21 protein-coding genes and 4 tRNA genes are annotated in these 23,234 nt (G+C 53.9%); 8 read left to right on the forward strand and 17 right to left on the reverse strand.

Translation table 11 applies throughout. The features are described 5' to 3' along the window. Positions 1-47: 47 nt before the first annotated feature. Positions 48-668 (forward strand): homoserine/homoserine lactone efflux protein, encoded by a 621-nt coding sequence (gene rhtB / locus WHR59_RS23470; RefSeq protein ID WP_338843488.1) that lies wholly within the window; start codon positions 48-50, stop codon positions 666-668. A gap of 48 nt (positions 669-716) precedes the next feature. Here rhtB and rhtC read toward each other — a convergent pair whose 3' ends face one another. The 3 genes from rhtC to pldA form a co-directional block, all read right to left on the reverse strand. Then, complete coding sequence (gene rhtC, locus WHR59_RS23475) at positions 717-1,337, reverse strand: threonine export protein RhtC (RefSeq protein ID WP_087050438.1); 621 nt, start codon at positions 1,335-1,337, stop codon at positions 717-719. 63 nt (positions 1,338-1,400) lie between these two features. Next, complete coding sequence (recQ, locus tag WHR59_RS23480; RefSeq protein ID WP_181634187.1) at positions 1,401-3,230, reverse strand: ATP-dependent DNA helicase RecQ; 1,830 nt, start codon at positions 3,228-3,230, stop codon at positions 1,401-1,403. 88 nt (positions 3,231-3,318) lie between these two features. Further along, a complete protein-coding gene (gene pldA / locus WHR59_RS23485; RefSeq protein ID WP_047407588.1) occupies positions 3,319-4,188 on the reverse strand; it encodes a phospholipase A in 870 nt (289 codons plus the stop codon). A 289-nt stretch (positions 4,189-4,477) separates the two neighbouring features. On the opposite strand from pldA, the gene yigI reads away from it, so the two are divergent. Then, the gene (gene yigI / locus WHR59_RS23490) at positions 4,478-4,945 is read left to right on the forward strand and encodes an acyl-CoA thioesterase YigI (RefSeq protein ID WP_003017917.1); all 468 of its coding nucleotides are present in this window, start codon (positions 4,478-4,480) and stop codon (positions 4,943-4,945) included. Positions 4,946-4,996: 51 nt separating this feature from the next. After that, positions 4,997-5,890 (forward strand): EamA family transporter RarD, encoded by an 894-nt coding sequence (rarD, locus tag WHR59_RS23495; protein ID WP_043018990.1) that lies wholly within the window; start codon positions 4,997-4,999, stop codon positions 5,888-5,890. Between the two features lie 73 nt (positions 5,891-5,963). Here rarD and corA read toward each other — a convergent pair whose 3' ends face one another. From corA to lptM, 8 genes are all read right to left on the reverse strand, one after another. Then, entirely contained in the window at positions 5,964-6,914 is a 951-nt protein-coding gene (gene corA, locus WHR59_RS23500) for a magnesium/cobalt transporter CorA (RefSeq protein ID WP_003017920.1), read from the reverse strand. Between the two features lie 155 nt (positions 6,915-7,069). After that, entirely contained in the window at positions 7,070-7,126 is a 57-nt protein-coding gene (ysgD, locus tag WHR59_RS23505) for a YsgD/CorL family protein (RefSeq protein WP_212723238.1), read from the reverse strand. Between the two features lie 202 nt (positions 7,127-7,328). Beyond that, positions 7,329-9,491: a DNA helicase II gene (gene uvrD / locus WHR59_RS23510; RefSeq protein WP_003828957.1), complete on the reverse strand. Its 2,163-nt coding sequence runs from the start codon at positions 9,489-9,491 to the stop codon at positions 7,329-7,331. An 88-nt stretch (positions 9,492-9,579) separates the two neighbouring features. After that, complete coding sequence (gene yigB / locus WHR59_RS23515) at positions 9,580-10,296, reverse strand: 5-amino-6-(5-phospho-D-ribitylamino)uracil phosphatase YigB (protein WP_043018989.1); 717 nt, start codon at positions 10,294-10,296, stop codon at positions 9,580-9,582. Continuing rightward, positions 10,296-11,198, reverse strand: coding sequence for a tyrosine recombinase XerC (gene xerC / locus WHR59_RS23520; protein ID WP_032945700.1), 903 nt, complete (start codon positions 11,196-11,198; stop codon positions 10,296-10,298). Before xerC ends, yigB begins: the two co-directional genes overlap by 1 nt. Beyond that, on the reverse strand, positions 11,195-11,902 hold the full coding sequence (locus WHR59_RS23525; protein ID WP_043018988.1) for a DUF484 domain-containing protein: 708 nt from the start codon (positions 11,900-11,902) through the stop codon (positions 11,195-11,197). Before WHR59_RS23525 ends, xerC begins: the two co-directional genes overlap by 4 nt. Then, positions 11,899-12,723: a diaminopimelate epimerase gene (dapF, locus tag WHR59_RS23530; protein WP_003017933.1), complete on the reverse strand. Its 825-nt coding sequence runs from the start codon at positions 12,721-12,723 to the stop codon at positions 11,899-11,901. The genes WHR59_RS23525 and dapF overlap by 4 nt, the downstream gene beginning before the upstream one ends. 48 nt (positions 12,724-12,771) lie before the next feature. Then, positions 12,772-12,975 (reverse strand): LPS translocon maturation chaperone LptM, encoded by a 204-nt coding sequence (gene lptM, locus WHR59_RS23535; RefSeq protein WP_003017937.1) that lies wholly within the window; start codon positions 12,973-12,975, stop codon positions 12,772-12,774. Between the two features lie 138 nt (positions 12,976-13,113). Here lptM and cyaY point away from each other — a divergent pair, with 138 nt between their 5' ends. Beyond that, positions 13,114-13,434, forward strand: a complete 321-nt coding sequence (gene cyaY, locus WHR59_RS23540) for an iron donor protein CyaY (RefSeq protein WP_003828967.1) — start codon at positions 13,114-13,116, stop codon at positions 13,432-13,434. A 75-nt stretch (positions 13,435-13,509) separates the two neighbouring features. On the opposite strand, the gene cyaA is transcribed toward cyaY, so the two are convergent. After that, a complete protein-coding gene (gene cyaA / locus WHR59_RS23545; protein ID WP_043018987.1) occupies positions 13,510-16,056 on the reverse strand; it encodes a class I adenylate cyclase in 2,547 nt (848 codons plus the stop codon). Between the two features lie 395 nt (positions 16,057-16,451). Here cyaA and hemC point away from each other — a divergent pair, with 395 nt between their 5' ends. The 4 genes from hemC to hemY are packed head-to-tail and all read left to right on the forward strand — an operon-like array spanning position 16,452 to position 20,532. Then, positions 16,452-17,393, forward strand: coding sequence for a hydroxymethylbilane synthase (gene hemC, locus WHR59_RS23550; RefSeq protein WP_100194900.1), 942 nt, complete (start codon positions 16,452-16,454; stop codon positions 17,391-17,393). Then, positions 17,390-18,130: a uroporphyrinogen-III synthase gene (gene hemD / locus WHR59_RS23555; RefSeq protein WP_043018985.1), complete on the forward strand. Its 741-nt coding sequence runs from the start codon at positions 17,390-17,392 to the stop codon at positions 18,128-18,130. Before hemC ends, hemD begins: the two co-directional genes overlap by 4 nt. Positions 18,131-18,151: 21 nt before the next feature. Further along, positions 18,152-19,330, forward strand: a complete 1,179-nt coding sequence (gene hemX, locus WHR59_RS23560) for a uroporphyrinogen-III C-methyltransferase (protein WP_123915860.1) — start codon at positions 18,152-18,154, stop codon at positions 19,328-19,330. 2 nt (positions 19,331-19,332) lie between these two features. Next, positions 19,333-20,532 carry a protoheme IX biogenesis protein HemY gene (gene hemY / locus WHR59_RS23565; protein ID WP_043018983.1) on the forward strand — a complete coding sequence of 400 codons (1,200 nt, stop codon included), beginning with the start codon at positions 19,333-19,335 and terminating at the stop codon, positions 20,530-20,532. Between the two features lie 545 nt (positions 20,533-21,077). On the opposite strand, the gene WHR59_RS23570 is transcribed toward hemY, so the two are convergent. The 5 genes from WHR59_RS23570 to thrP all read right to left on the reverse strand — a co-directional run bounded on the left by WHR59_RS23570 (position 21,078) and on the right by thrP (position 22,998). Continuing rightward, positions 21,078-21,154: transfer RNA gene (locus WHR59_RS23570), tRNA-Pro, on the reverse strand. A 41-nt stretch (positions 21,155-21,195) separates the two neighbouring features. Beyond that, positions 21,196-21,281 (reverse strand) — tRNA-Leu (locus tag WHR59_RS23575). A gap of 20 nt (positions 21,282-21,301) precedes the next feature. Further along, positions 21,302-21,377: transfer RNA gene (locus WHR59_RS23580), tRNA-His, on the reverse strand. Positions 21,378-21,433: 56 nt separating this feature from the next. After that, positions 21,434-21,510, reverse strand: a tRNA-Arg gene (locus WHR59_RS23585). Positions 21,511-21,612: 102 nt separating this feature from the next. After that, a complete protein-coding gene (thrP, locus tag WHR59_RS23590) occupies positions 21,613-22,998 on the reverse strand; it encodes a bifunctional threonine/serine APC transporter ThrP (protein WP_043018982.1) in 1,386 nt (461 codons plus the stop codon). Between the last annotated feature and the right edge of the window lie 236 nt (positions 22,999-23,234).

A 23,234-nucleotide genomic window follows, 5' to 3' on the forward strand; every position in this document is an offset into this window, starting at 1 on the left:
GGCAGTAGAGTATTGTGGCATAAAAATAGACAATCCGGGAGTTTCTCATGACCTTTGAATGGTGGTTCGCCTACCTGCTGACCTCTATTATTTTGAGCTTGTCTCCAGGCTCTGGCGCAATCAACACCATGACCACCGCCATCAGTCACGGCTATCGCGGTGCAAGCGCGTCGATTGCGGGTTTACAGACCGGGTTGGGCATTCATATCGTTCTGGTTGGCGTAGGACTGGGAACGCTATTCTCACGTTCGGTGATCGCATTTGAGGTGCTGAAGTGGGCGGGAGCGGCCTATCTGATTTGGCTGGGTATCCAGCAGTGGCGCGCGGCGGGCGCTATCGATCTGAATACCATGGCGAATACGCAATCGCGCAGCCGCCTGTTCAAACGCGCAGTCTTTGTTAATCTGACCAACCCCAAAAGCATTGTTTTTCTTGCCGCTCTGTTCCCGCAGTTTATCCTGCCGCAGGAACCACAGCTGATGCAGTACGTGGTGCTTGGCGTTACGACCATCGTGGTCGATATCATTGTGATGATCGGTTACGCGACGCTGGCCACGCGCATTGCAGACTGGATTAAAGGACCAAAGCAAATGAAGGCGCTCAACAAAGTGTTTGGCTCGCTATTTATGCTGATAGGCGCTCTGCTGGCATCGGCAAGGCATGCTTAAAAGCAGATAAAAATACTGGGCCCACCCAATACCGAGTGGGCCAATCACTTAGCGCGAAATAATCAGATGGATACCGAAGCCTGCGAACAGCGCGCCGGCAAAGCCATCAATCCACTTCGCCAGACGCTGATAGCCGCGACGCATCTTCGGGAGTGCAAACAGGCTGGCGACCACGGTGAACCACGCCAGCGTTTCCACGATGATCAGCGCGAAAATGCCCCATCGCGCGCCTGTTCCTACGCTATCGCCAACAAACAATGAGAACACGGAGCCAAAATAGATAATGGCTTTCGGGTTGGCGAGGTTGGTCAACAAACCTTTTAAAAAGCTGCGTCCGCTCTGTGCCAGCTCAACCTGTGGGGTAGGGGCCGCTACGTCCTGTTTTTTTAACGCGCCGCGCAGCATCTGGTAACCCATCCAGCACAGATACAGACCGCCGCCCACCATGATAATGGTATGCAACCAGGCCATTTTTTCGATAATCAGATGCAGGCCAAGCAGCGCCACGCCAGCCCAGACCATGACGCCACAGGTAATACCCAGCACGCCCATCATGGCTTCTTTGCGCGAACGGCTAACGGCCGTTTGAGAAACAAAGAAAAAATCGGGACCGGGACTCATCAGCGCAACGATATGCACCAACGCAACGGTGAAAAATAGCGTTAACATAAAAATGACTCGCGGGGGAATAGTTCAGTGAGTCACCATCCTGGCACTTTTTTGCCCGGCTGACTACTCTTCGTCGTCACCATCAACGTGCGCACGAATAAGCGCCATAAACTCTTTGCCAAAACGCTCAAGTTTACGCATCCCCACACCGTTGACGCTCAGCATTTCGCTCGCTGAAACTGGCATCTGCTCGGCCATTTCAATCAGCGTAGCGTCGTTGAACACCACGTATGGCGGGATATTCTCTTCATCGGCAATGGCTTTACGCAGCTTACGCAATTTGGCGAACAGTTTGCGGTCATAGTTGCCGCCGAAGGATTTCTGCATCGCACGCGGTTTCAGCGCCACAATACGCGGTACCGCAAGCTGTAGCGCAACGTCACCACGCAGCACCGGGCGCGCGGCTTCAGTTAGCTGTAACGCGGAGTGATGGGCAATATTCTGCGTCACCAGACCAAGATGAATAAGCTGGCGAATAACGCTAACCCAATGTTCATGGCTTTGCTCACGGCCAATGCCATAGACCGGCAGCTTGTCATGGGCCAGTTCGCGAATACGCTGGTTATTCGCTCCGCGCAGAACCTCCACGACGTAACCCATACCAAAGCGTTGATTCACACGGTAGATAGTCGACAGCGCTTTGCGCGCATCCATAAGTCCGTCGTACTGTTTTGGCGGATCGAGGCAGATGTCGCAGTTACCACACGGTTCCTGCCGCCCTTCGCCAAAATAGTTCAGCAGCACCAGACGACGACAGGTTTGCGCCTCGGCAAATGCCCCCATCGCATTGAGCTTGTGCCGTTCGATATCCAGCAGCTGTCCTGTGGGTTTTTCTTCAAGACAACGGCGCAGCCATGCCATATCCGCCGGATCGTAAAACAGCATCGCTTCCGCCGGCAGGCCGTCACGTCCGGCACGGCCTGTTTCCTGGTAATAGGATTCGATATTGCGTGGAATATCGAAATGCACCACGAAGCGTACGTTAGGTTTGTTGATTCCCATACCGAACGCCACGGTCGCTACCACGATTTGCAGGTCATCGCGCTGGAATTTCTCCTGCACTTCAGCGCGTACGGCGTTTTCCAGCCCGGCATGATAAGCCCCGGCGCTGATACCCCGGCTTTGCAAACGCGCGGCGGTATCTTCAACTTTGGCGCGGCTGTTGCAGTAGATAATTCCAGACTTACCGCGCTGCTCTTGCACGTAGCGCATCAGCTGATCGAGCGGCTTAAATTTCTCCATCAGCATGTAGCGAATATTCGGGCGGTCAAAGCTGCTGATCTGAATTAACGGATCGTTGAGCCCCAGCAGACGCACAATATCCAGCCGGGTGGTTTCATCCGCCGTTGCGGTCAGCGCCACAAACGGCAGGCTCGGGAAACGCTGGCGCAACTGTCCCAGCGCGGCGTATTCCGGGCGGAAATCATGCCCCCACTGCGAGATACAGTGCGCTTCATCAACGGCCAGCAATACCGGATTCCAGTGCGCCAGATTTTCAAGGAAGTTATCCAGCATCAGACGTTCTGGCGCAATGTACAACAAGCGAATCTGCCCGCTGCGACAACCTGCCATGATCTCAAGCTGCTGCTCACGACTTTGGGTGGAGTTCAGACATGCAGCCGCCACGCCGTTGGCCAGCAGTTGATCGACCTGATCTTTCATCAGGGAAATCAGCGGAGAAACAACAACGGTGAGCCCGTTAAGCAATAATGCGGGAATTTGATAGCACAGGGATTTACCGCCACCGGTCGGCATAACGACCAGACAGTCGCGACCAGAGATCACGGTATCAATGATTTCTTCCTGACCGGGGCGAAACTGTTGGTAGCCAAAGGTTTCCTGCAAAACCTGTTTAGCGCCCATTTCCAGATTCAACACTTCCGCCTGCGCCACATTAACCCCATTAGCCTGAAATAAAAACAGGCGCTATTTTCAGCGCCTGAGAGAGAAACTGCAATGATTAAAATACTCTCAATATCTGTCAGAAGATATCGTTGAGCATCACACCCACGCCAACACGAGTCTGATTGAAGTTGTAGTCAATCAGCGATTCGCCGTAACCGCTGTACACCTGGGTGTAAAGACGCACATGTTTCGTAATAGGATAGCTGGCACCAAGCTCTGCGCCGCCATAGCCGGTATTCCAGTTGTACTGGCCTTTCACACTGATGACCGCGTCACCCAGGTGATAGCCCATTTTCAACTGATAGTAGCCCATATATTTGGTGATATCAGGGTTATCGTCGGTGCTGCCAATAACGTACCACGGCTTAACTTCCACCAGCCAGTTACCATTTTCAGCCATCAGTCGGGTGTAAAGACGGTTCCAGCTACGCGAAGTAGGATCGGAACGGCCGTTGGAGTCATGGTTATAACCCATTTCGATATCACGGAGCGTCCAACCGGCAAAGCGATAGTCTGTGGCAAAACCAAGGAACAATTGCGGTTCATAGTTGGTCTCGCGAAACGGTGAGGACTCTTCACTGTTCGAAAGCTGCCACCATGACTTTTGGGTATAGGAGCCGCCGAGTACCGAATTCGGCCCTAATATCCCACGCCAGAGCGGAAACGCCAGGCTTAGCTGAAACTTAACCTCATCTTTGCGCGCATTTTCGGACCAGCTATAGCTGCTGATCGCCTCTTTGTTCATGTCGCTGGTATTGGTGTAGATGAGATAGTTGGTGTCATAAGGGTAAAGCGTGAAAGGATTGTCATGTTCCTGCAGCATGTTAGCGATAATACTGCCGCGAACCGCCGGTGCATCATGAATCTCTTTCACTGTCGCTTCCTGCGCATAAGCGGTCAACGGCAGCATGACTGCTGGTAGTAACCATCCCAGAATCGCCCGCATCGGTAATGTTCTCCTGAACCAAAATATTGATGAATTGTATAATTATCTGGCAAGCATTCTATACCCTAAATAATTCAAATTGCAGGAAGGCGGCAAGTCTGTAAACCCCAGGAGCTTACTAAAGTAAGTGACTGGGGTGAGCAGACGCTGCCAACGCACATGCAACTTGAAGTATGACGGGTATACATACTTAGCGATTTCCTCGTTAGTCATCCGGTCTTAAAGTAGAAAACAACAAATAATAAGCATAACATCAACATTTCATTAACCATTGAGGTGTAGGGATCGTATGTCTGCCGTACTTACTGCTGAGGAAGCGCTGAAGTTAGTGGGTGAAATGTTTGTCTATCATATGCCGTTTAATCGGGCGCTGGGACTGGAGCTTGAACGCTATGAGAAAGAATTTGCTCAATTAGCCTTTAATAATCAACCGATGATGGTCGGCAACTGGGCGCAAAGCATTCTGCATGGCGGCGTGATCGCCTCGGCGCTGGACGTCGCTGCTGGGCTGGTGTGCGTTGGGAGTACGCTGACCCGCCATGAAACGATCAGCGAGGATGAGCTGCGTCAGCGGATGTCACGTATGGGGACAATCGATTTACGCGTTGATTACCTGCGTCCGGGAAGAGGGAATCGCTTTACCGCCACCAGTAGCCTGCTGCGGGCGGGTAATAAAGTCGCCGTTGCGCGCGTGGAATTGCATAACGAAGAACAACTTTATATTGCCAGCGCAACCGCCACTTATATGGTGGGGTAAGTGTCCAAAAAAAGGTAAACTGCTGTTACATTTCTGCAATGAGTTTTCCCGATGGATGCTAAACAAACGCGGCAGGGCGTGTTACTCGCTCTTGCTGCTTATTTTATTTGGGGTATCGCTCCTGCCTACTTCAAGCTGATTTACTATGTCCCGGCAGATGAGATCCTGACGCACCGCGTCATCTGGTCGTTTTTCTTTATGGTGGTACTGATGAGCATCAGTCGCCAGTGGTCGGGCGTCAAAACGCTACTACAAACGCCAAAGAAGATTTTCCTGCTGGCGCTCTCTGCCGTGCTCATCGGCGGAAACTGGCTGCTGTTCATTTGGGCGGTCAATAATCACCATATGCTGGAAGCCAGCCTGGGTTATTTTATCAACCCGCTGGTGAATATTGTGCTGGGAATGTTATTCCTCGGCGAGCGCTTTCGTCGCATGCAGTGGCTGGCGGTACTGTTAGCCGCCTGCGGTGTACTGGTGCAGCTGTGGACCTTTGGATCGCTGCCAATAATCGCGCTGGGACTCGCGTTCAGCTTTGCCTTCTATGGCCTGGTGCGCAAGAAGATTGCCGTCGAAGCACAAACTGGCATGCTGATCGAAACCCTGTGGCTTTTACCCGTTGCGGCCATCTATCTGTTTGGCATAGCGGACAGCTCAACCAGCCATATGGGACAAAACCCTATGTCGCTTAACCTGCTGCTGATTGCTGCGGGCGTCGTGACCACCATTCCGCTGCTGTGCTTTACCGGCGCGGCAACCCGTCTGCGTCTTTCAACGCTGGGTTTCTTCCAGTATATCGGACCTACGTTGATGTTCCTGCTGGCAGTCACCTTTTACGGTGAAGTTCCGGGAGCGGATAAAATGGTCACGTTTGCGTTTATCTGGGTAGCGCTGGCGATTTTCGTGATGGATGCGATTTATACGCAACGACGGGTTCGTCGAAGCTAGAAGATTGCCGGATGGCGCTTCGCTTATCCGGCCTACAAAAGCACATCTCCGTAGGTCGGATAAGTCACAGCCATTACAGCCAGTTCTTGCGCTTAAAGTACAGATACGGCGCCAGACCCGCGAGCATCATAAAGACAATCGCTCCTGGATAACCGAAGCTCCAGTGCAGTTCCGGCATGAATTCAAAGTTCATCCCGTAGCTGGAAGCCACCAACGTCGGCGGCAGGAACACCACAGAGACCACCGAGAAGATCTTGATGATGCGGTTCTGCTCGATATTGATAAAGCCCATCGCCGCCTGCATCAGGAAGTTAACCTTCTGGAACAGCGATTCATTGTGCGGCAGCAGGGATTCGATATCGCGCAGGATCTCACGCGCCTGCTCCAGCTGACTGCCCGGCAAACGCGCTTTACGCACCAGGAAGTTTAGCGCGCGCTGGGTATCCATCAGACACAGACGAACCTTCCAGCCGATATCTTCCAGTTCCGCCAGCGTCGACAGCGCTTCGTCATATTCATCGCCCTGACGCCCTTCCATGATCACACGGCTGAGTTTTTCCAGGTCGCTGTAAATGTTTTCGATCTCATCCGCCAACTGTTCAATTTTGGTTTCGAACAGGTCAAGCAGCAGCTCGTAGGCGTTGCCATCCACCATCGCCTGATTACGCGCACGCATGCGGTACAGGCGGAAAGCCGGCAGTTCGCGCTCGCGCAGGGTAAACAGGCGGCCTTCGCGAATGGTAAATGCGACGGTTGAGTTACCCGCGTGATCGTCGGCATCTTCATAAAAGAAGAAGGAGTGAATGTGCAGACCGTCTTCGTCTTCAAAAAAACGTGCGGATGCTTCGATGTCTTCCAGTTCAGGGCGCGTAGCCAGATTCTGGCCCAAGTCCTTTTGCACACGGTTTCGTTCTTCGTCATCCGGCTCGACTAAATCGACCCAAACCGAACTGGCCAGGTGCTCGATCTCGTCTGCCTCAAGGCGAGTTAAACGATTGTTTTCCAGTTGAAATGCGCTCAGCATGACCGGGACTCCCAATGCAAAAAATTATCGGACAGTTCGGAGGGCACACAGAAACAAATTGGGTTTCAGACCATTAAACAGCCTGACTCAGCGCGACGGGAAAAAAACAGAAGGTCGCTGACAACCGCGAAGGCTATCAGCAAAAAGGGATAGCCTTAGGAGTTGATCCTGGATGACAGGATAATGAGCCAGTATCTACTGGGTGTGTCCAAGGCGAATGTCCTCTTAGCGTAATCGTGCGCGCATGTTACGCCAGCAAAATTTTGACGTCAACACGCAACGGATGGCGAAAAAGTAATAATTTCCCCTTATACAGAAAGGTTAGCAGAGGGGAATTATTTATCTATGATTTCAGAATATTAACCGACAGGTTGCCGGATGTCGGCTTGGCCTTATCCGGCAAAGCCGAACCGATTAAACCGTTTCCAGTCTGGCGTAGGCCGCTACCAGCCATTTGATCCCCTGCCCCTGGAACGCGACCTGCAAACGACTGTGCTCGCCGCTTCCTTCCAGGTTGACGATGGTGCCCTCGCCAAATTTAGCATGGCGCACGCGCTGACCGAGCTTGTAGCCGGTATCGTTTTCCGCCATTGGCGTGCCCATCCGCTGATGGCTCACCGGACGGCTGACCGTGGCGCGCAGGCGAACCTCTTCAACGCACGCTTCCGGCAGTTCGCCGATAAAGCGCGACGGACGATGGTAAACCTCTTTGCCGTACAGACGACGCGTTTCGGCGTAGGTCAGCGTCAGCTTTTGCATCGCGCGGGTCACGCCGACGTAAGCCAGGCGGCGCTCTTCTTCGAGGCGACCACCTTCGTCCAGCGACATTTGGCTGGGGAACATGCCTTCTTCCATCCCCACGATAAACACCTGCGGGAATTCCAGACCTTTCGCCGAGTGCAGCGTCATCAGCTGTACCGCGTCCTGCCAGGTATCCGCTTGCCCTTCACCTGCTTCCAGCGCGGCGTGAGACAGGAACGCCTGCAGCGGCATTAAGTCTTCGTCTTCTTCGTTGTAGCTGAACTGGCGCGTTGCCGTCACCAATTCGTCTAAGTTTTCGATACGCGTCTGGCCCTTCTCGCCTTTTTCCTGCTCGTACATCATGCGCAGGCCGGAGTCTTTAATCACCCGGTCAGTCTGCACGTGCAGCGGCATATCCGCGGTCTCCTGGGCCAGTGCGTCAATCAGCTCCATAAAGCGCTGTAAGGCGCTGGCAGCACGACCCGCGAGAGCTTTTTCCTGCAGCAGCTCACGACAGGCCTGCCACAGCGTTAGCTGACGGTCACGAGAGGTCTGACGCACCACATCTAAAGTACGATCGCCAATCCCGCGGGTTGGCGTATTCACCACGCGTTCAAACGCGGCGTCGTCATTGCGATTAGCGATCAGGCGCAGGTAAGAGAGCGCATCTTTGATTTCCTGGCGTTCGAAGAAGCGCATCCCGCCATAGATCCGATACGGCATGCTGGCTTGTAACAGCGCCTCTTCCAGTACGCGCGACTGGGCGTTGCTGCGATACAGAATGGCGCATTGTTCCAGCGCACCGCCGTTGTCCTGCCAGGTTTTGATACGATTGACCACAAAGCGCGCTTCATCGAGTTCGTTGAACGCGCAGTAAAGCGAGATCGGTTCGCCATCAACGCCATCAGTCCACAGCTTTTTACCCAGACGCCCATTATTGTTTTCAATCAGGGCGTTAGCCGCGCTGAGGATGTTGTTGGTCGAACGGTAGTTCTGCTCCAGACGAATGGTTTCTGCGCCCGGGAAATCCGTGAGGAAGCGCTGGATGTTTTCCACCTGCGCTCCGCGCCAGCCGTAGATCGACTGATCGTCATCACCCACGATCATCACTTTGCCGGTATCGCCCGCCAGCAGGCGGATCCACGCGTACTGAATGTTGTTGGTATCCTGGAATTCGTCCACCAGGATATTGGTAAAGCGTTCGCGGTAGTGCTGCAGGATATGCGGCTTGTTAAGCCACAGTTCATGAGCGCGCAGCAGCAGCTCGGCGAAATCCACCAGCCCCGCGCGGTCACACGCTTCCTGGTAAGCCTGATACACTTTCTGCCAGGTTTGCTCAACCGGGTTACCGTAGCTTTGCAGATGATGCGGACGCAGACCTTCGTCTTTCTGGCTATTGATGAACCACATCGCCTGACGCGGCGGCCACTGCTTCTCATCAAGGTTCATCGCCTTGATCAGACGCTTAAGCAAACGCAGTTGGTCTTCGCTGTCGAGGATCTGGAAATCCTGCGGCAAGTTTGCATCCATATGGTGCGCGCGCAGCAGACGGTGCGCCAGACCGTGGAATGTACCCACCCACATACCGCCCTGGCTGGTTCCCATGATCTGACCAATACGGTGGCGCATTTCCGCCGCCGCTTTGTTGGTAAAAGTCACCGCCATAATGGAGTACGGCGAGTTGTTCTCAACCGTCAGTAACCAGGCGATACGGTGCACCAGCACGCGCGTTTTACCACTCCCCGCGCCTGCCAGAACCAGCATGTTGCTGCGTGGCGCGGCCACCGCTTCACGCTGTTTATCATTAAGGCTGTCGAGCAGGTAAGAAACGTCCATTGGCACCGCCGCGTAAAAGTAGGTAAGGCGGAAAAGCGTAGCGCCATCCGCCAAAAAGCTGGGTATATATACAGAGTTCTGCTGGTGATTATATCAGCGAGGTCAGAGATGCCAACTGTGAAATTTCGATATGCGGCAGCAAACGGCTGTCTGCGGTTTGCATCAGGTCGGCATTTTCCGGTTTGATCCAGCAGGCCTGCATACCGCAACGGATGGCTCCCGCCACGTCAGTCGTCAGGTCGTCGCCCACGTGCAGGATCTCCCCTACGGGCATTTTCAGTTTTTCCGCCGCCAGCGCGTACATGTCGCTGAACGGCTTTGAGCGCCCGTCGGGACCGGCGCGCAGCACAAACTCAAAATAATCGCCCAGGCCAAACAGTTCCGGCTGCGCATTACCGTTGGTGATCGCCACCAGCGGCCATTTGCGGGCCAGCGCCTTCAACGTATCATGCGTTGACTGCGGGACATCAATACGGCTACGCCATTTGGCAAAATTCATCATCGCCGCATTCGCCCCCATTTTGGCTTCTGCCTCTGACAACCCCGCCTCCAGCATAGCGCGCTCTACGGCACGGTGACGCCATTGGGTAACATCGTGGTAGATTTCCGGCTCGGCGTCGCGAACGGCCTGACGTAGGCGCTGTAGGTCGCTATTTTGCAGCGAATTCAACGCCGGATGGTAATTCTGTACAAACGCGAGCGCTTCCTGCTCGGTGCGAGTGATAACGGGACGGTTATCGTAAAGGGTGTCATCAAGGTCAAAGGTGAGCGCAGATATGCGCCCCAAAGGCCGGTAAAAACGCATTATTTCCCCCGTTTGGCGCGCGGATGCGCCGCATCGTACACTGAAGCCAGGTGTTGAAAATCAAGATGGGTATAGATTTGAGTCGTGGAGAGATTGGCATGACCCAATAACTCCTGCACTCCGCGCAGATCGCCGCTCGACTCCAGCATATGCGTCGCAAAGGAGTGGCGTAATTTGTGGGGATGTACGTGGCTGTTCAGCCCCTGCTTGATACCCCATTCCGCAAAGCGTTTCTGCACGTTGCGCGCCGAGATACGTTTGCCCAGTTTTGACAAAAATAGCGCATCGTCATCGCTGCCAAATAGCCCGCGCAGATCCAGCCAATGCTCAATCCACGCCACCGCATTGCGGCCAATTGGCAGACGCCGCTCTTTACTGCCTTTGCCCATCACCCACACTTCGCCGGTGTCGAGATCGAGATGTTTAATATCCAGCCCAACCAGTTCAGATAAACGCAGCCCCGCGCCGTACATTACTTCCAGCATTGCCCGATCACGCACGGCAAGAGGGTCGTTGAGATCGATATCCAGCAGACGATTAACGTCGTCGACATCGATATTTTTTGGCAGATGACGCGGTGCTTTCGGCGCGGAAACGCTTTTTGCCGGATTGGCTTTCAGTTCGCCCTGATTAACCAGCCAGTCGAAGAAACTGCGCAACGCGGAGAGGCGCAGCGCCAGACTCGCCGGCCCCAGCCCTTTACGACGGCTGCGTACGGCAAAACTGCGTACCATCGCAGCGTCACATTGTTGCCAGCTTTGCAGACCGGTTTCTCCGGCTAACGCAATGATGGCATCAAGCTGACGCTGATAATTAAGCAATGTGATCGGGCTAAGCTGACGCTCAACGCCCAGATAGCGCAAAAAGCGCGCCACATCCTGAGAAAGGGGTGAATCTGTCATACGCGTTCAATCCAGCGCTCCAGCAGTTCCGGCAACATCAGCGAGATTTCCTGCAGTAATTGCGTACCTTGCCCCTGCTGGTAATGATTAACGTCACGGCTGCTGAACAGCATCACGCCCAGGGATCCATCTTGCCCGAGCATCGACATCGCCACCGAGCCTATCGCTTTCGCCTCCGGCATCATGACCAACAGTTCCGGACCATTGAGCGGCCCAAGATAATGCCGAGACTGGCCCAGACGCTGGATACGCAGCGGTTCAAAGGCCTGACGGCTTAATGCCAGATGGGTGAATTTTGATGGTGCGCCAAGTCGCCAGCGATCCGGGAACAGACGAACCGTCGCCCCGGCCAGGCCTAACTCACGCGCCCAGCGATGAAATCGCATCAGCATGTCGTCAAGACTGCTGGCCGACACCAGCCGTCCTTGCAGATTTAGCAGACGATAGAACAGGCTTTCATTGGCGTTGGCTTGTTCCATCAACAGCGCCATGTTCTCTTCCAGCACGTTAATATGATTACGCGCCCGCGCCATATGCCATTCCACTAAAGAAATCGTGCCCCGCACCGGGTGCGGAACACGCATCGCTTCAACGGCCTGGGCATTACGGATAAAAAACTCAGGATTACGTTGCAGGTAATCGACGACCGCCCGGTCGTCCAGCTCCATGAGCGTTTCCTGTAGTTCTTCCCCTGGTTGCTTCATAAGTGAATAAATCCGTCGTAGACATGTGCCGCCGGGCCAGTCATATACAGCGGATGACCCGGACCTTTCCAGGCGATATCAAGTCGACCGCCCGGCAATTCCACCCTTACTTCTTCTGCCAGCAGCCCCTGCTGGATACCGACCGCAACGGCGGCGCACGCACCGCTGCCGCAGGCCTGCGTTTCACCCGCGCCGCGCTCATAGACGCGCAGCCGGATATGCTCGCGTTTTACCACCTGCATAAACCCGATGTTAGCGCGTTCAGGGAAGCGTTCGTGGCTTTCCAGAACCGGTCCCAGGGTTTCTACCGTGGCCGTATCTACATCATCAACCTGAATCACGCAGTGCGGATTCCCCATTGAAACCACGCCGCACAATACTGTCTGTTCAGCCGCGCGCATAATATAGGTCTTCTCTGCTTTGTTGGCGCGAAACGGAACCTGCGAGGGTTCAAAGTTGGGTTCACCCATATTCACCCGCACCAGCTCGTCGTCGGTTACGGTTAATACCATACGACCATTCGCGGTACTGACGCGGATATCACGCTTATTGGTCAGCCCTTTCAGGCGAACAAAGCGGGCAAAACAACGGGCGCCATTGCCACACTGTGACACTTCACTGCCGTCAGCATTAAAAATACGGTAGTGGAAATCCAGCTCCGGATCGTACGGAGGTTCAACCACCAGCAGTTGATCAAATCCAACGCCGAGATGCCTGTCGGCCAGGCGGCGAATCAGCTCTGGTGAGAAAAAAACATTCTGCGTTACCGCGTCGACGACCATAAAATCGTTGCCAAGGCCATGCATTTTAGAGAATTGCATCATTCACTCCGTTCACGCGGGTACAGAAATGTAACTCTATTCCTGCCGTCAGTAATTCACCTGAGAAGGTCCGTCGCTAATCCCACGATCGTTTTTCTCAGGCGTGGTGGATTGCGATTGCGGCTGAACGCTCTTGGTCGGAGGCGGCGCGGTTTTATCTGCTGGCGGAAAATAGAGCGGGCCTTTTAGCCCACAGCCCGTCAGGCTGAACAGAGTAAAAATGACAGCGAGTGGCTTTAACACGTTTTTCATTATCGGTTGCCTGTAAAGTTCATGCTTTCTGTTTTCTATCATCGCAGGAGAAGGCGTAAAAGCAAGAGTTAGCCTGTAATCTGCAACGCGTTTTGTTTCAGGTTATACTGCCGTCATCACGAAAAACAGGATAAGAAAATGAACGACAGTGAATTTCATCGCCTTGCTGACACCCTGTGGATGACCATTGAAGAGCGTCTGGACGACTGGGATGGCGACAGCGATATCGATTGTGAAATCAACGGCGGCGTGCTGACCATCAGCTTCGAAAACGGCAGCAAAATTATTATTAACCGTCAGGAGCCGCTGCACCAGGTGTGGCTGGCGACCAAACAGGGCGGCTACCACTTTGACCTGAAAGGCGACGAGTGGATCTGCGACCGTAGCGGCGAAACGTTCTGGGATCTGCTGGAACAGGCGGCAACGCAGCAGGCGGGTGAAGAGGTAAGTTTCCGTTAAGTTTTAGTGCCGGATGCGCTTCGCTTATCCGGCCTACTTTGGCCCGGTAAGCGTCGCGCATCCGGGCAAGTTAACTCACGAGAAATACTGCTGTAACAGCGGCGTTTCGCTGTCCTGACTGACTGGCGGAACGGCGCTAATTGGCTGGGTACGGAACGGGATCACCTGCGCGCGCCCGTCTGTTTTCACAATCTGATAGAACTGCGGCAGGTTAAAGTTGATGAAGCTGGAGCCGTAGGTAAAGCGATCGTGCGATGATGAGTAGAAACGGCTGACATCGCGTACCAGTTCCTCTTTGCTACCTTCGCAGTGGTGATACACCTCGGCCCGATTACTCTCGTCCAGAATGTAGATATTAAAGCCCTGCTCATCACCCGTTTCTTCGAAAAAGAACTGAATAATCCCTTCGCTGGCAAAACCGTCTACCACCGACGGCAGTTTCACATGGTTAGTCTCAACCTGAACGGAAAGCCCGTGCAGTTTGTTATGTGAAATCGCGCCATAGAATTCAATCGCGTTTTCCAGCTTCTGTACCGAAACGTTCAGGCGCTCGAAGAACAGTCCCCACGTCTGCCCGGAAACGCGCAGCGCTTTGAAGCGTCCGGTTTCCTGACGAGTGCTGGAGAGGCGTAATTCGATACACTCAGACACCAGTTGCTGCACACGGGTGCGAATTAAACCGCGCAGATGCTGGCTATAGCAGAAGACCTCGACGCTATCCGGCGGCGCGGCATCCTGGTGCATTTTGCCCAGAATCGTTTTTAACGCTTCAATCATCGCCTGCTCGCCGTTGAAGTGCAGGGTACGCACTTCATTCCACGAGTTGCGGTACAGCAGGTCGACGCTACCCACCAGGCAATTTTGTTCTTCGCCAAAGCTGAAGACGTCCAGCTTACGGAAATCAAAATGCACCACCTGATTACGAAACGCCGCCGTCGGGTCATATTCAAGGTTAACGATAATCGCCAGATGGCGAATTTCGCATGGGCTATAGAGCGCTTTCGGCGTTGGCGCGGGCAGTCGCAACGGGAAGTGGTGCGACACGTCGGCGACCATTTCCTGCAACTTCGGCAAATCAACAATGCCGTTACCCTTAATAAACAAATGCGTACGCGAGGTCAGCAGGCCGTTGAACCAGGCCCACGCCACCAGCTTATTGAGATAGCGGTTATATTCCAGCGGCTGATGGCTGATGATCGAGTCCATGTTAGGCGCGCGGTTATAGAGATACCAACCCGAACGGTTGGCACGACCCGGCGGCACATGGATAAAGGTCAGATTCGGTTCCGAGAGATCCGGAGATATCTGTGGGTTCACCAGCGTAACTTTACCCGGCAACGCTTCAAAGGCGGCATACAGCTTACGGGTCAGCACGCCGATATCCTGCGGACTGGCGCTGACGCTGAGGTTATTGCGCCGCGCAAAGCGGATCAGATTACGATAGCTCTGCATCATCGCATCGAGCAGTTCGTTATGCGCTTCGCGTACCTGGTCAATCTTCCAGTTAGCGCGGTTATCCAGCATAGTCAGACGCGCGTCATCCCAGCCCCACTCATTCACTAACTGACTTAATACTTCACGACGCCAACCCACGCAGGCGCGCTCGCGGCTCAGTTTCTCACACACTTTTAAGTAGAAACATCGACGCACTAAATCCAGGCGCGTTGGGTCTTCAATGGCCGTGAGGTACTCGGTCACGCGCTCCAGCATCATGCAGTAAGGGTCGAGACCAAAAGAGACGATCTCGCCATCGTGCAGACGCTGTTTTATATCTTTCGCCAACAGGCGCGGATTGGGGTATTCCCAGGAATAGGCTTCCAGCAGCAGCGTTTTCAGCACCGCTTTGTACGGGGAGTCGATACTCTTGTACAGCTGCCACAGGCTGGCGCCAAAGTATTCTTCGGCGGAGAGCGAACTGAGTCCGCCGAGATCCAGCCATTCATTTGGCGTTAACACCCCCTGAGCGTAGAGCGTCATGACGTAATCGTCGTAATGCTCTTCTTCATCGCCCGGCACCATATTCCACAGAATACGTTTACCCGCGAGGCGCACAGCGGTGCGATAGAATTCATCAAGCAACAGGATATGTTGCGTCGAGCCACAGTCTTCGCCACCGAGACTGCCGCTTTCATTGTGACGGAAACGGTTTTCATCAATCAGGAAGAAGCTGACTTCCACGCCCAGCGAGGCGGCCCAGCTTTCGAGCAGGCTACATTTACGCTGCAGCAGCTGGCGCTCTTCGCTATCCAGCCAGGATTGATGGCAGACCCAGATATCAAGGTCAGAGGAACAGCTTTGCCCTACCGAAGAGGTGCTGCCCATTGAGTAAACGCCGGTGATCGGCAGCTCGCCCTTGGGAGGATCCTGCGGCGACATACCGCGGTACAGTTCCAGTTCGTTCAGGTAGTGGCGTTGGGTTTCATCAGGCGTGTAAAGACATATGCCTTTGGGAACGTTACCATCGAGGTAACCCGGCATCAGCGGATGGTGGTAGTGCAATAATGTCGGCAGCAGACTGTATACCTGCTGGAAGGCAGGTCCCATGGCAGCAAGCGCGCGATCCACACGCAGTTGATTTATGGCATCCAGTCTCTGTTTCAGAGTCTCAATATAGAGGTACAAGACGTATCGCCTGATGTTGCTACCCGTCATGTTGGCGATTGCTGCGGCGCAAGCGCGCACAATAATCGTCATCAATTCGGATAAACCGTATGTCAAAAATAACCGTTACCTGTTTTTCGGCCATATTTTTTTATGCTGTACAGCCGAAAAAATGGTCTAAAACGTGATCAATTTAACACCTTGCTCATTGACCGTAAAGAAAGATGCGCTACATACAAGTGTAGCACCGTTCGTTACGTGTAAATTCCTTCATACGGTCGGGAGGTTTCTCGTCATTATTCACTGCCAGTGATGATGCAGCGCCTTTTTCCTCTCACTTACGTTTGAGCGTAACGCTGACATCCCTTTGATAAGGATGTTAGGATGGTCAATGATTGATAATGACGGTAACAAGCATGTTAGACAATGTTTTGAGAATTGCCACACGCCAAAGCCCCCTTGCGCTCTGGCAGGCACATTATGTCAAAGACGCCTTAATGGCAAACCACCCCGGTCTGATCGTGGAACTGGTTCCTATGGTAACCCGTGGCGATGTGATCCTTGATACCCCGCTGGCGAAGGTTGGAGGGAAAGGGTTGTTTGTTAAAGAGCTGGAAGTCGCACTGCTGGAAAAACGCGCCGATATCGCCGTGCATTCCATGAAGGATGTGCCGGTTGAATTCCCTGACGGCCTTGGACTGGTGACCATTTGCGAGCGAGAGGATCCGCGTGATGCTTTCGTCTCAAATAAGTACAACACGCTGGATGAACTCCCCGCGGGCAGCATCGTCGGGACATCCAGTTTGCGTCGCCAGTGCCAGTTGGCAAAGCGACGCCCGGATCTCGTCATCCGTTCGCTGCGCGGCAACGTAGGCACCCGTCTCGGCAAACTGGATAACGGCGATTATGACGCTATTATTCTGGCGGTCGCCGGACTAAAACGTTTAGGTCTTGAGTCGCGAATCCGTACCGCTCTGCCGCCGGAAGTCTCCCTGCCCGCTGTCGGGCAAGGCGCAGTAGGCATAGAATGCCGACTGGATGATATGCGCACTCAGGCGCTGTTAGCGCCGCTCAATCATGAAGAGACCGCCCTACGCGTTAAAGCCGAACGCGCGATGAACACCCGCCTGGAAGGGGGCTGTCAGGTCCCGATCGGCAGTTATGCGGAACTCATCGACGGTGAGATTTGGCTGCGGGCGCTGGTCGGCGCGCCTGACGGTTCGCAGATGGTATGCGGAGAGCGTCGCGGTGCGGCGCAGACTGCTGAACAAATGGGCATCTCTCTGGCTGAAGAGCTACTGGAGAACGGTGCACGCGCCATTCTGGCTGAAGTTTACAACGGAGAAGCCCCCGCATGAGTATTCTGGTCACCCGCCCGTCTCCCGCAGGGGAAGAGTTAGTGAGCCGTCTGCGCGCACTGGGGCAGGTGGCCTGGAGTTTTCCGCTCATCGAGTTTTCACCGGGTCGGGAACTGGCAACGCTTGCTTCCCGACTGTCAGCGCTGACGGAGAACGATCTGGTCTTCGCCCTTTCGCAGCATGCCGTTACCTTTGCAGATGCTGAGCTTCAGCAGCAGAGGAAAAGCTGGCCCTCACTTCCGGGTTATTTTGCCATTGGCCGCACAACGGCGCTGGCGCTGCACACCGTTAGCGGTTTCAATATTCACTACCCTCTGGATCGGGAAATTAGCGAAGTCTTGCTACAATTACCTGAATTACAAAATATTGCGGGAAAACGCGCGCTTATATTACGCGGCAACGGTGGCCGTGAGCTGATAGGTGAAACCCTGACAGCACGCGGAGCTGATGTCGATTTTTGTGAATGTTATCAACGCAGTGCAAAATATTACGATGGTGCAGAAGAAGCGATGCGCTGGCAATCTCGTGGCGTGACCACGGTGGTTGTTACCAGTGGAGAGATGCTACAACAGCTCTGGTCGCTCATTCCGCAGTGGTATCGTGAGCACTGGTTACTACGCTGTCGGCTGCTGGTCGTCAGTGAGCGTCTGGCGCACCTCGCCCGGGAACTGGGCTGGCAAGATATTAAGGTCGCTGATAACGCCGACAACGATGCGCTACTACGCGCATTACAATAACTCTCATAATGGGATGCCATAATGACGGAACAAGAAAAATCCTCCGCCGTGGTTGAAGAGACCAGGGAGGCCGTGGAAACCACGTCACAGCCAGTCAATACTGAAAAAAAGAGTAAGAGCAGCACGGCGCTGATTCTGAGCGCTGTGGCGATTGCTATTGCTCTGGCAGCAGGCGTTGGGCTTTATGGCTGGGGGAAACAGCAGGCAACAACGCAGACGGCAACCAGCGATGCGCTGGCGAACCAGCTGACGGCGCTGCAAAAAGCGCAAGAGAGTCAAAAAGCTGAGCTGGAAGGCATCATTAAACAGCAGGCAACGCAGCTGGATGAAGCCACACGCCAGCAGGCCGCGCTGGTCAAACAGCTTGACGAAGTCCAGCAAAAGGTCGCCACTATCTCCGGCAGCGATGCCGGGACATGGCTACTGGCGCAGGCTGATTTTCTGGTGAAACTGGCCGGTCGCAAATTATGGAGCGATCAGGACGTTACTACCGCCGCAGCGCTGCTGAAAAGCGCTGACGCCAGCCTTGCGGATATGAACGATCCGAGCCTGATCGCCGCCCGTCGCGCGATTACCGACGATATCGCGAGCCTCTCCGCGGTGACTCAGGTCGACTATGACGGCATTATCCTGAAAGTGAATCAGCTATCTAACCAGATCGATAACCTGCGTCTGGCCGACAACGACACCGACGATTCGCCGATGGATTCCGACAGCAGCGAGCTTTCCAGCTCGATCAGCGAATGGCGCGTCAATCTGCAAAAAAGCTGGCAGAACTTTATGGACAGCTTTATCACCGTTCGCCGTCGTGATGAAACCGCCGTCCCGCTGCTGGCACCAAACCAGGACGTGTACTTACGGGAAAACATCCGTTCCCGCTTGTTAGTAGCCGCCCAGGCCGTGCCACGTCATCAGGAAGAAACATATCGCCAGGCGCTGGAAAACGTCTCCACCTGGGTGCGCGCCTACTACGACACTGACGATGCAGCAACGAAAGCTTTCCTGGAAGAAGTAGACCAGCTGAGCCAACAAAGCATCAGCATGGACGTACCGGAAACGCTGCAAAGCCAGGCTCTTCTCGACAAGTTAATGCAGACCCGCGTACGTAATTTACTGGCACAACCCGCCACAGCACCTGCACCTGCACCTGCACCTGCACCTGCAGCAGACGCTCCGGCAACTGCGCCGCAAGGAGAATAATGATGCTAAAAGTATTATTGCTCTTTGTGCTGTTGATCGCCGGGATCGTTGTCGGTCCGATGATTGCCGGTCATCAGGGCTACGTGCTGATCCAGACGGATAATTACAATATCGAAACCAGCGTGACGGGCCTGGTGATCATCCTAATCGTCGCCATGGTCGTCCTGTTCGCGATTGAATGGCTACTGCGCCGAATTTTCCGCACAGGCGCGCATACCCGCGGATGGTTTGTCGGTCGGAAGCGTCGTCGCGCCCGTAAGCAAACCGAGCAGGCGCTGCTCAAGCTGGCAGAAGGCGATTATCAGCAGGTTGAAAAGCTGATGTCGAAAAACGCCGATCACGCAGAACAGCCGGTAGTGAATTACCTGCTGGCGGCAGAAGCGGCTCAGCAGCGCGGTGACGAAGCTCGCGCCAACCAACACCTTGAGCGTGCTGCTGAACTGGCTGGAAATGATACGATCCCGGTAGAAATCGCTCGCGTTCGCCTACAGCTGGCGCGTAATGAAAATCACGCCGCGCGCCACAGCGTTGATAAACTGCTGGAAGTGACGCCACGTCATCCGGAAGTGCTGCGTCTGGCTGAACAGGCCTACATTCGTACCGGCGCATGGAGTTCGCTACTGGATATCATTCCATCCATGGCGAAAGCGCGCGTGGGTGATGACGAGCACCGCGCTATGCTGGAACAACAGGCATGGGTTGGTCTGATGGATCAGGTTCGCGCCGATCAGGGCAGCGAAGGGCTACGCGCATGGTGGAAAAACCAGAACCGTAAAACCCGTCACCAGGTCGCCCTGCAGGTGGCGATGGCTGAACATCTGATTGAGTGTGACGATCACGATACGGCGCAGCAGGTCATCATTGATGGTCTGAAACGCCAGTATGACGACCGCCTGGTGCTGCCGATCCCGCGTCTGAAAACCAATAACCCGGAACAGATAGAAAAAGTGCTGCGCCAGCAGATTAAAGCCGTCGGCGATCGCCCGTTGCTGTGGAGCACGCTGGGTCAGTCGCTAATGAAGCACGGCGAATGGCAGGAAGCCACGCTCGCCTTCCGTGCAGCCCTCAAGCAGCGCCCGGATGCCTATGACTACGCCTGGCTTGCTGACGCGCTGGACAGACTGCATCAGCCGGAAGAAGCCGCCACCATGCGTCGTGATGGCCTGATGTTGACGCTGCAGAACAACAACTCCCCGCAGTAACTCCTGAATGCCCGGTGGCGCTTTCGCTTGCCGGGCAATCGTATACACAAAATCATTCAAGATGCATAAAAAAACGCCCGCTCTTTTGGAGCAGGCGTTAAACAGGTCTGTATGACAACATAAATGGGTGCTTCACTCAACGTTATGTCCATGGTGTTTGATGAGGCTATATGCTTCATCCTTCACGCTGTCTCTTCGTTGGCTGCACACGCTCACCCCTGTCACTTACCTTTGTAAGCTCCGGGGGATTCCCATGCTGGCCGTCTCGACACATCATGAATGATTTAGCATATAAGATGCGACATCTGTCTGTGGACGATAAGCACCGTAAACGGCTCTGCATCATTCCTGAGTTTATGAGGCCAGATGGCGAACATAAGAGATGGAATGAGCATCTACCTGCATATTATTGCACAAGGCATGCCACGATTGCACTGCAAAAACCATGGATCCGGACTTTTTAAGACATCAGGTAATTCGCGGGAATAAAGGCTGAGAAGGGGAAATCAGAAAACAAAAAACCCCGCCGAAGCGGGGTTCAAAATTGGTCGGCGAGAGAGGATTCGAACCTCCGACCCACTGGTCCCAAACCAGTTGCGCTACCAAGCTGCGCTACTCGCCGTTTTACTGCTTTTTGAATTTTTAGTTCAATTCTTTAAGTCGTGGTGCGAGGGGGGGGACTCGAACCCCCACATCCTAAGGACACTAACACCTGAAGCTAGCGCGTCTACCAATTCCGCCACCTTCGCATTTCACAACTTTAAATTAATGGGGTGGCTAATGGGATTCGAACCCACGACAACTGGAATCACAATCCAGGGCTCTACCAACTGAGCTATAGCCACCACTGCAAATCTTTTACGCGGTATTAAAACCACCGCAGCTCCGGCACCTAACTTAATGGTGCGCCCGACAGGATTCGAACCTGAGACCTCTGCCTCCGGAGGGCAGCGCTCTATCCAGCTGAGCTACGGGCGCTTAGCGCCGTTGCGGGGCTGGATATTACGGAGGTCTCGGTCTTCTGTCTAGTGCTTTTTTAAAATAAATTATCGTTTGGTCATGGTTTGTGCGTTTTGTCGCTTATTCCCGCAATTTATGGGCTGCACCATGACGATTCAGACCAAAAACCTTATAAATGAGCGTCACGGCCAGTAAGAAGATAATGCCAACAAACAGCGACATTCGGGTATCTTCATTAAAATACATGCCGATTAATACGCAAATCAGGAACGCCATCGTCAAATAATTCGCCCACGGGAACAAAATCGAGCGGAAAGGATGACTGGCGATCGCCGCTTTATGCGCCTGACGGAAACGCAGCTGGCTTATCAGGATCACAAACCACGGCACCATCCCCGGCAGCACGCTGGCGCTATAAACATACACAAACACACGCTGCGGGTTGGGAATGATGTAGTTCAGGCACGAACCAATCAGCAGGATCGCGATAGAAATAGCCACACCGGCAACCGGTACGCCATGACGAGATACTTTTCCAACAACGGCAGGAAGCTGGCGATTCTTTGCCAACGCGTAGAGCATCCGCCCACAGCTGTACATGCCGCTGTTACAGCCAGATAGCGCCGCCGTCAGCACCACAAAGTTAATAATCCCCGCTGCGGCGGTGATACCAATCTTGGCAAAGGTCAGAACAAACGGGCTACCGTTGCTGCCAATCTCATTCCACGGGAAAATAGTGACGATAACAAAAATCGCGCCAACGTAGAAAATCAGGATACGCCACAGTACTTTACCCACCGCGCTTCGCAGAGTGACCTGCGGATTCTTCGCTTCACCCGCAGTAATACCGATCAGCTCTACGCCCTGGTAAGACGCCACAACAATACACAATGCCGTCAGGAAGCCCTTCCAGCCGCCGGCAAAGAAGCCGCCGTGCTCGGTCAGGTTACCAAAGCCGATTGCCTGACCACCGTTGCCAAAGCCGAAGAAAATCACCCCTAATCCAATGACGATCATCACAATGATAGTGGTCACTTTGATCATGGCAAACCAGAACTCAATTTCACCATATAGACGAACTGCGGCGAGGTTTGCCAACGCAACCAGTCCGACAGCAATCAGTGCGGGTATCCATTGCGCCATCTCCGGGAACCAGAACTGAACGTACACCCCGATGGCGGTAATCTCTGATATCCCCACCGCCATCCACATAAACCAGTATGACCAGGCGGTGAGATAGCCAAAGAAGGGGCTCATATAACGATGGGCGTAAACAGCGAATGAACCGGCAACCGGCTCGAGGAACAACATCTCTCCCATAGAACGCATAATGAAAAAGACGAACAGCCCGGCGACGATATACGCCAGCAAGACCGAAGGCCCCGCCCATTTCAGGGTACTGGCGGCCCCCATAAACAGCCCAACGCCAATAGTGCCCCCAAGGGCAATTAATTCGATGTGACGAGCCTCCAGCCCACGCTGAAGCTCAGGTTTGTTCTCGGCCATAAATCCTCTTGTTGTGTTTGCATATTGTCCGGTACTACCGGTTCTCGTTATGGGTACATCTTGTTATTCCATCACAGGCCATACGGCACCGACCGCATAACGGTTGGCGCTAAAAACACCGCGGCACTGCAATGATTGTTGCGAATGGTTTCCTAAAATCGCTTAAATGGCAATTAAAGCATTCAAAAAATAAATAGATTGTGCGAGAAAGCAGCGATAATGTTGTGAATAAGTAG

The organism is Citrobacter europaeus, assembly GCF_037482245.1.
GTDB lineage: Bacteria > Pseudomonadota > Gammaproteobacteria > Enterobacterales > Enterobacteriaceae > Citrobacter > Citrobacter europaeus.

Coding starts and splice junctions, on each gene's coding strand:
- rhtB (WP_338843488.1), top strand. CDS start 48: ATGACCTTTGAATGGTGGTTCGCCTACCTGCTGACCTCTATTATTTTG.
- rhtC (WP_087050438.1), bottom strand. CDS start 1,337: ATGTTAACGCTATTTTTCACCGTTGCGTTGGTGCATATCGTTGCGCTG.
- pldA (WP_047407588.1), bottom strand. CDS start 4,188: ATGCGGGCGATTCTGGGATGGTTACTACCAGCAGTCATGCTGCCGTTG.
- yigI (WP_003017917.1), top strand. CDS start 4,478: ATGTCTGCCGTACTTACTGCTGAGGAAGCGCTGAAGTTAGTGGGTGAA.
- rarD (WP_043018990.1), top strand. CDS start 4,997: ATGGATGCTAAACAAACGCGGCAGGGCGTGTTACTCGCTCTTGCTGCT.
- corA (WP_003017920.1), bottom strand. CDS start 6,914: ATGCTGAGCGCATTTCAACTGGAAAACAATCGTTTAACTCGCCTTGAG.
- uvrD (WP_003828957.1), bottom strand. CDS start 9,491: ATGGACGTTTCTTACCTGCTCGACAGCCTTAATGATAAACAGCGTGAA.
- yigB (WP_043018989.1), bottom strand. CDS start 10,296: ATGCGTTTTTACCGGCCTTTGGGGCGCATATCTGCGCTCACCTTTGAC.
- xerC (WP_032945700.1), bottom strand. CDS start 11,198: ATGACAGATTCACCCCTTTCTCAGGATGTGGCGCGCTTTTTGCGCTAT.
- WHR59_RS23525 (WP_043018988.1), bottom strand. CDS start 11,902: ATGAAGCAACCAGGGGAAGAACTACAGGAAACGCTCATGGAGCTGGAC.
- dapF (WP_003017933.1), bottom strand. CDS start 12,723: ATGCAATTCTCTAAAATGCATGGCCTTGGCAACGATTTTATGGTCGTC.
- lptM (WP_003017937.1), bottom strand. CDS start 12,975: ATGAAAAACGTGTTAAAGCCACTCGCTGTCATTTTTACTCTGTTCAGC.
- cyaY (WP_003828967.1), top strand. CDS start 13,114: ATGAACGACAGTGAATTTCATCGCCTTGCTGACACCCTGTGGATGACC.
- hemC (WP_100194900.1), top strand. CDS start 16,452: ATGTTAGACAATGTTTTGAGAATTGCCACACGCCAAAGCCCCCTTGCG.
- hemD (WP_043018985.1), top strand. CDS start 17,390: ATGAGTATTCTGGTCACCCGCCCGTCTCCCGCAGGGGAAGAGTTAGTG.
- hemX (WP_123915860.1), top strand. CDS start 18,152: ATGACGGAACAAGAAAAATCCTCCGCCGTGGTTGAAGAGACCAGGGAG.
- hemY (WP_043018983.1), top strand. CDS start 19,333: ATGCTAAAAGTATTATTGCTCTTTGTGCTGTTGATCGCCGGGATCGTT.
- thrP (WP_043018982.1), bottom strand. CDS start 22,998: ATGGCCGAGAACAAACCTGAGCTTCAGCGTGGGCTGGAGGCTCGTCAC.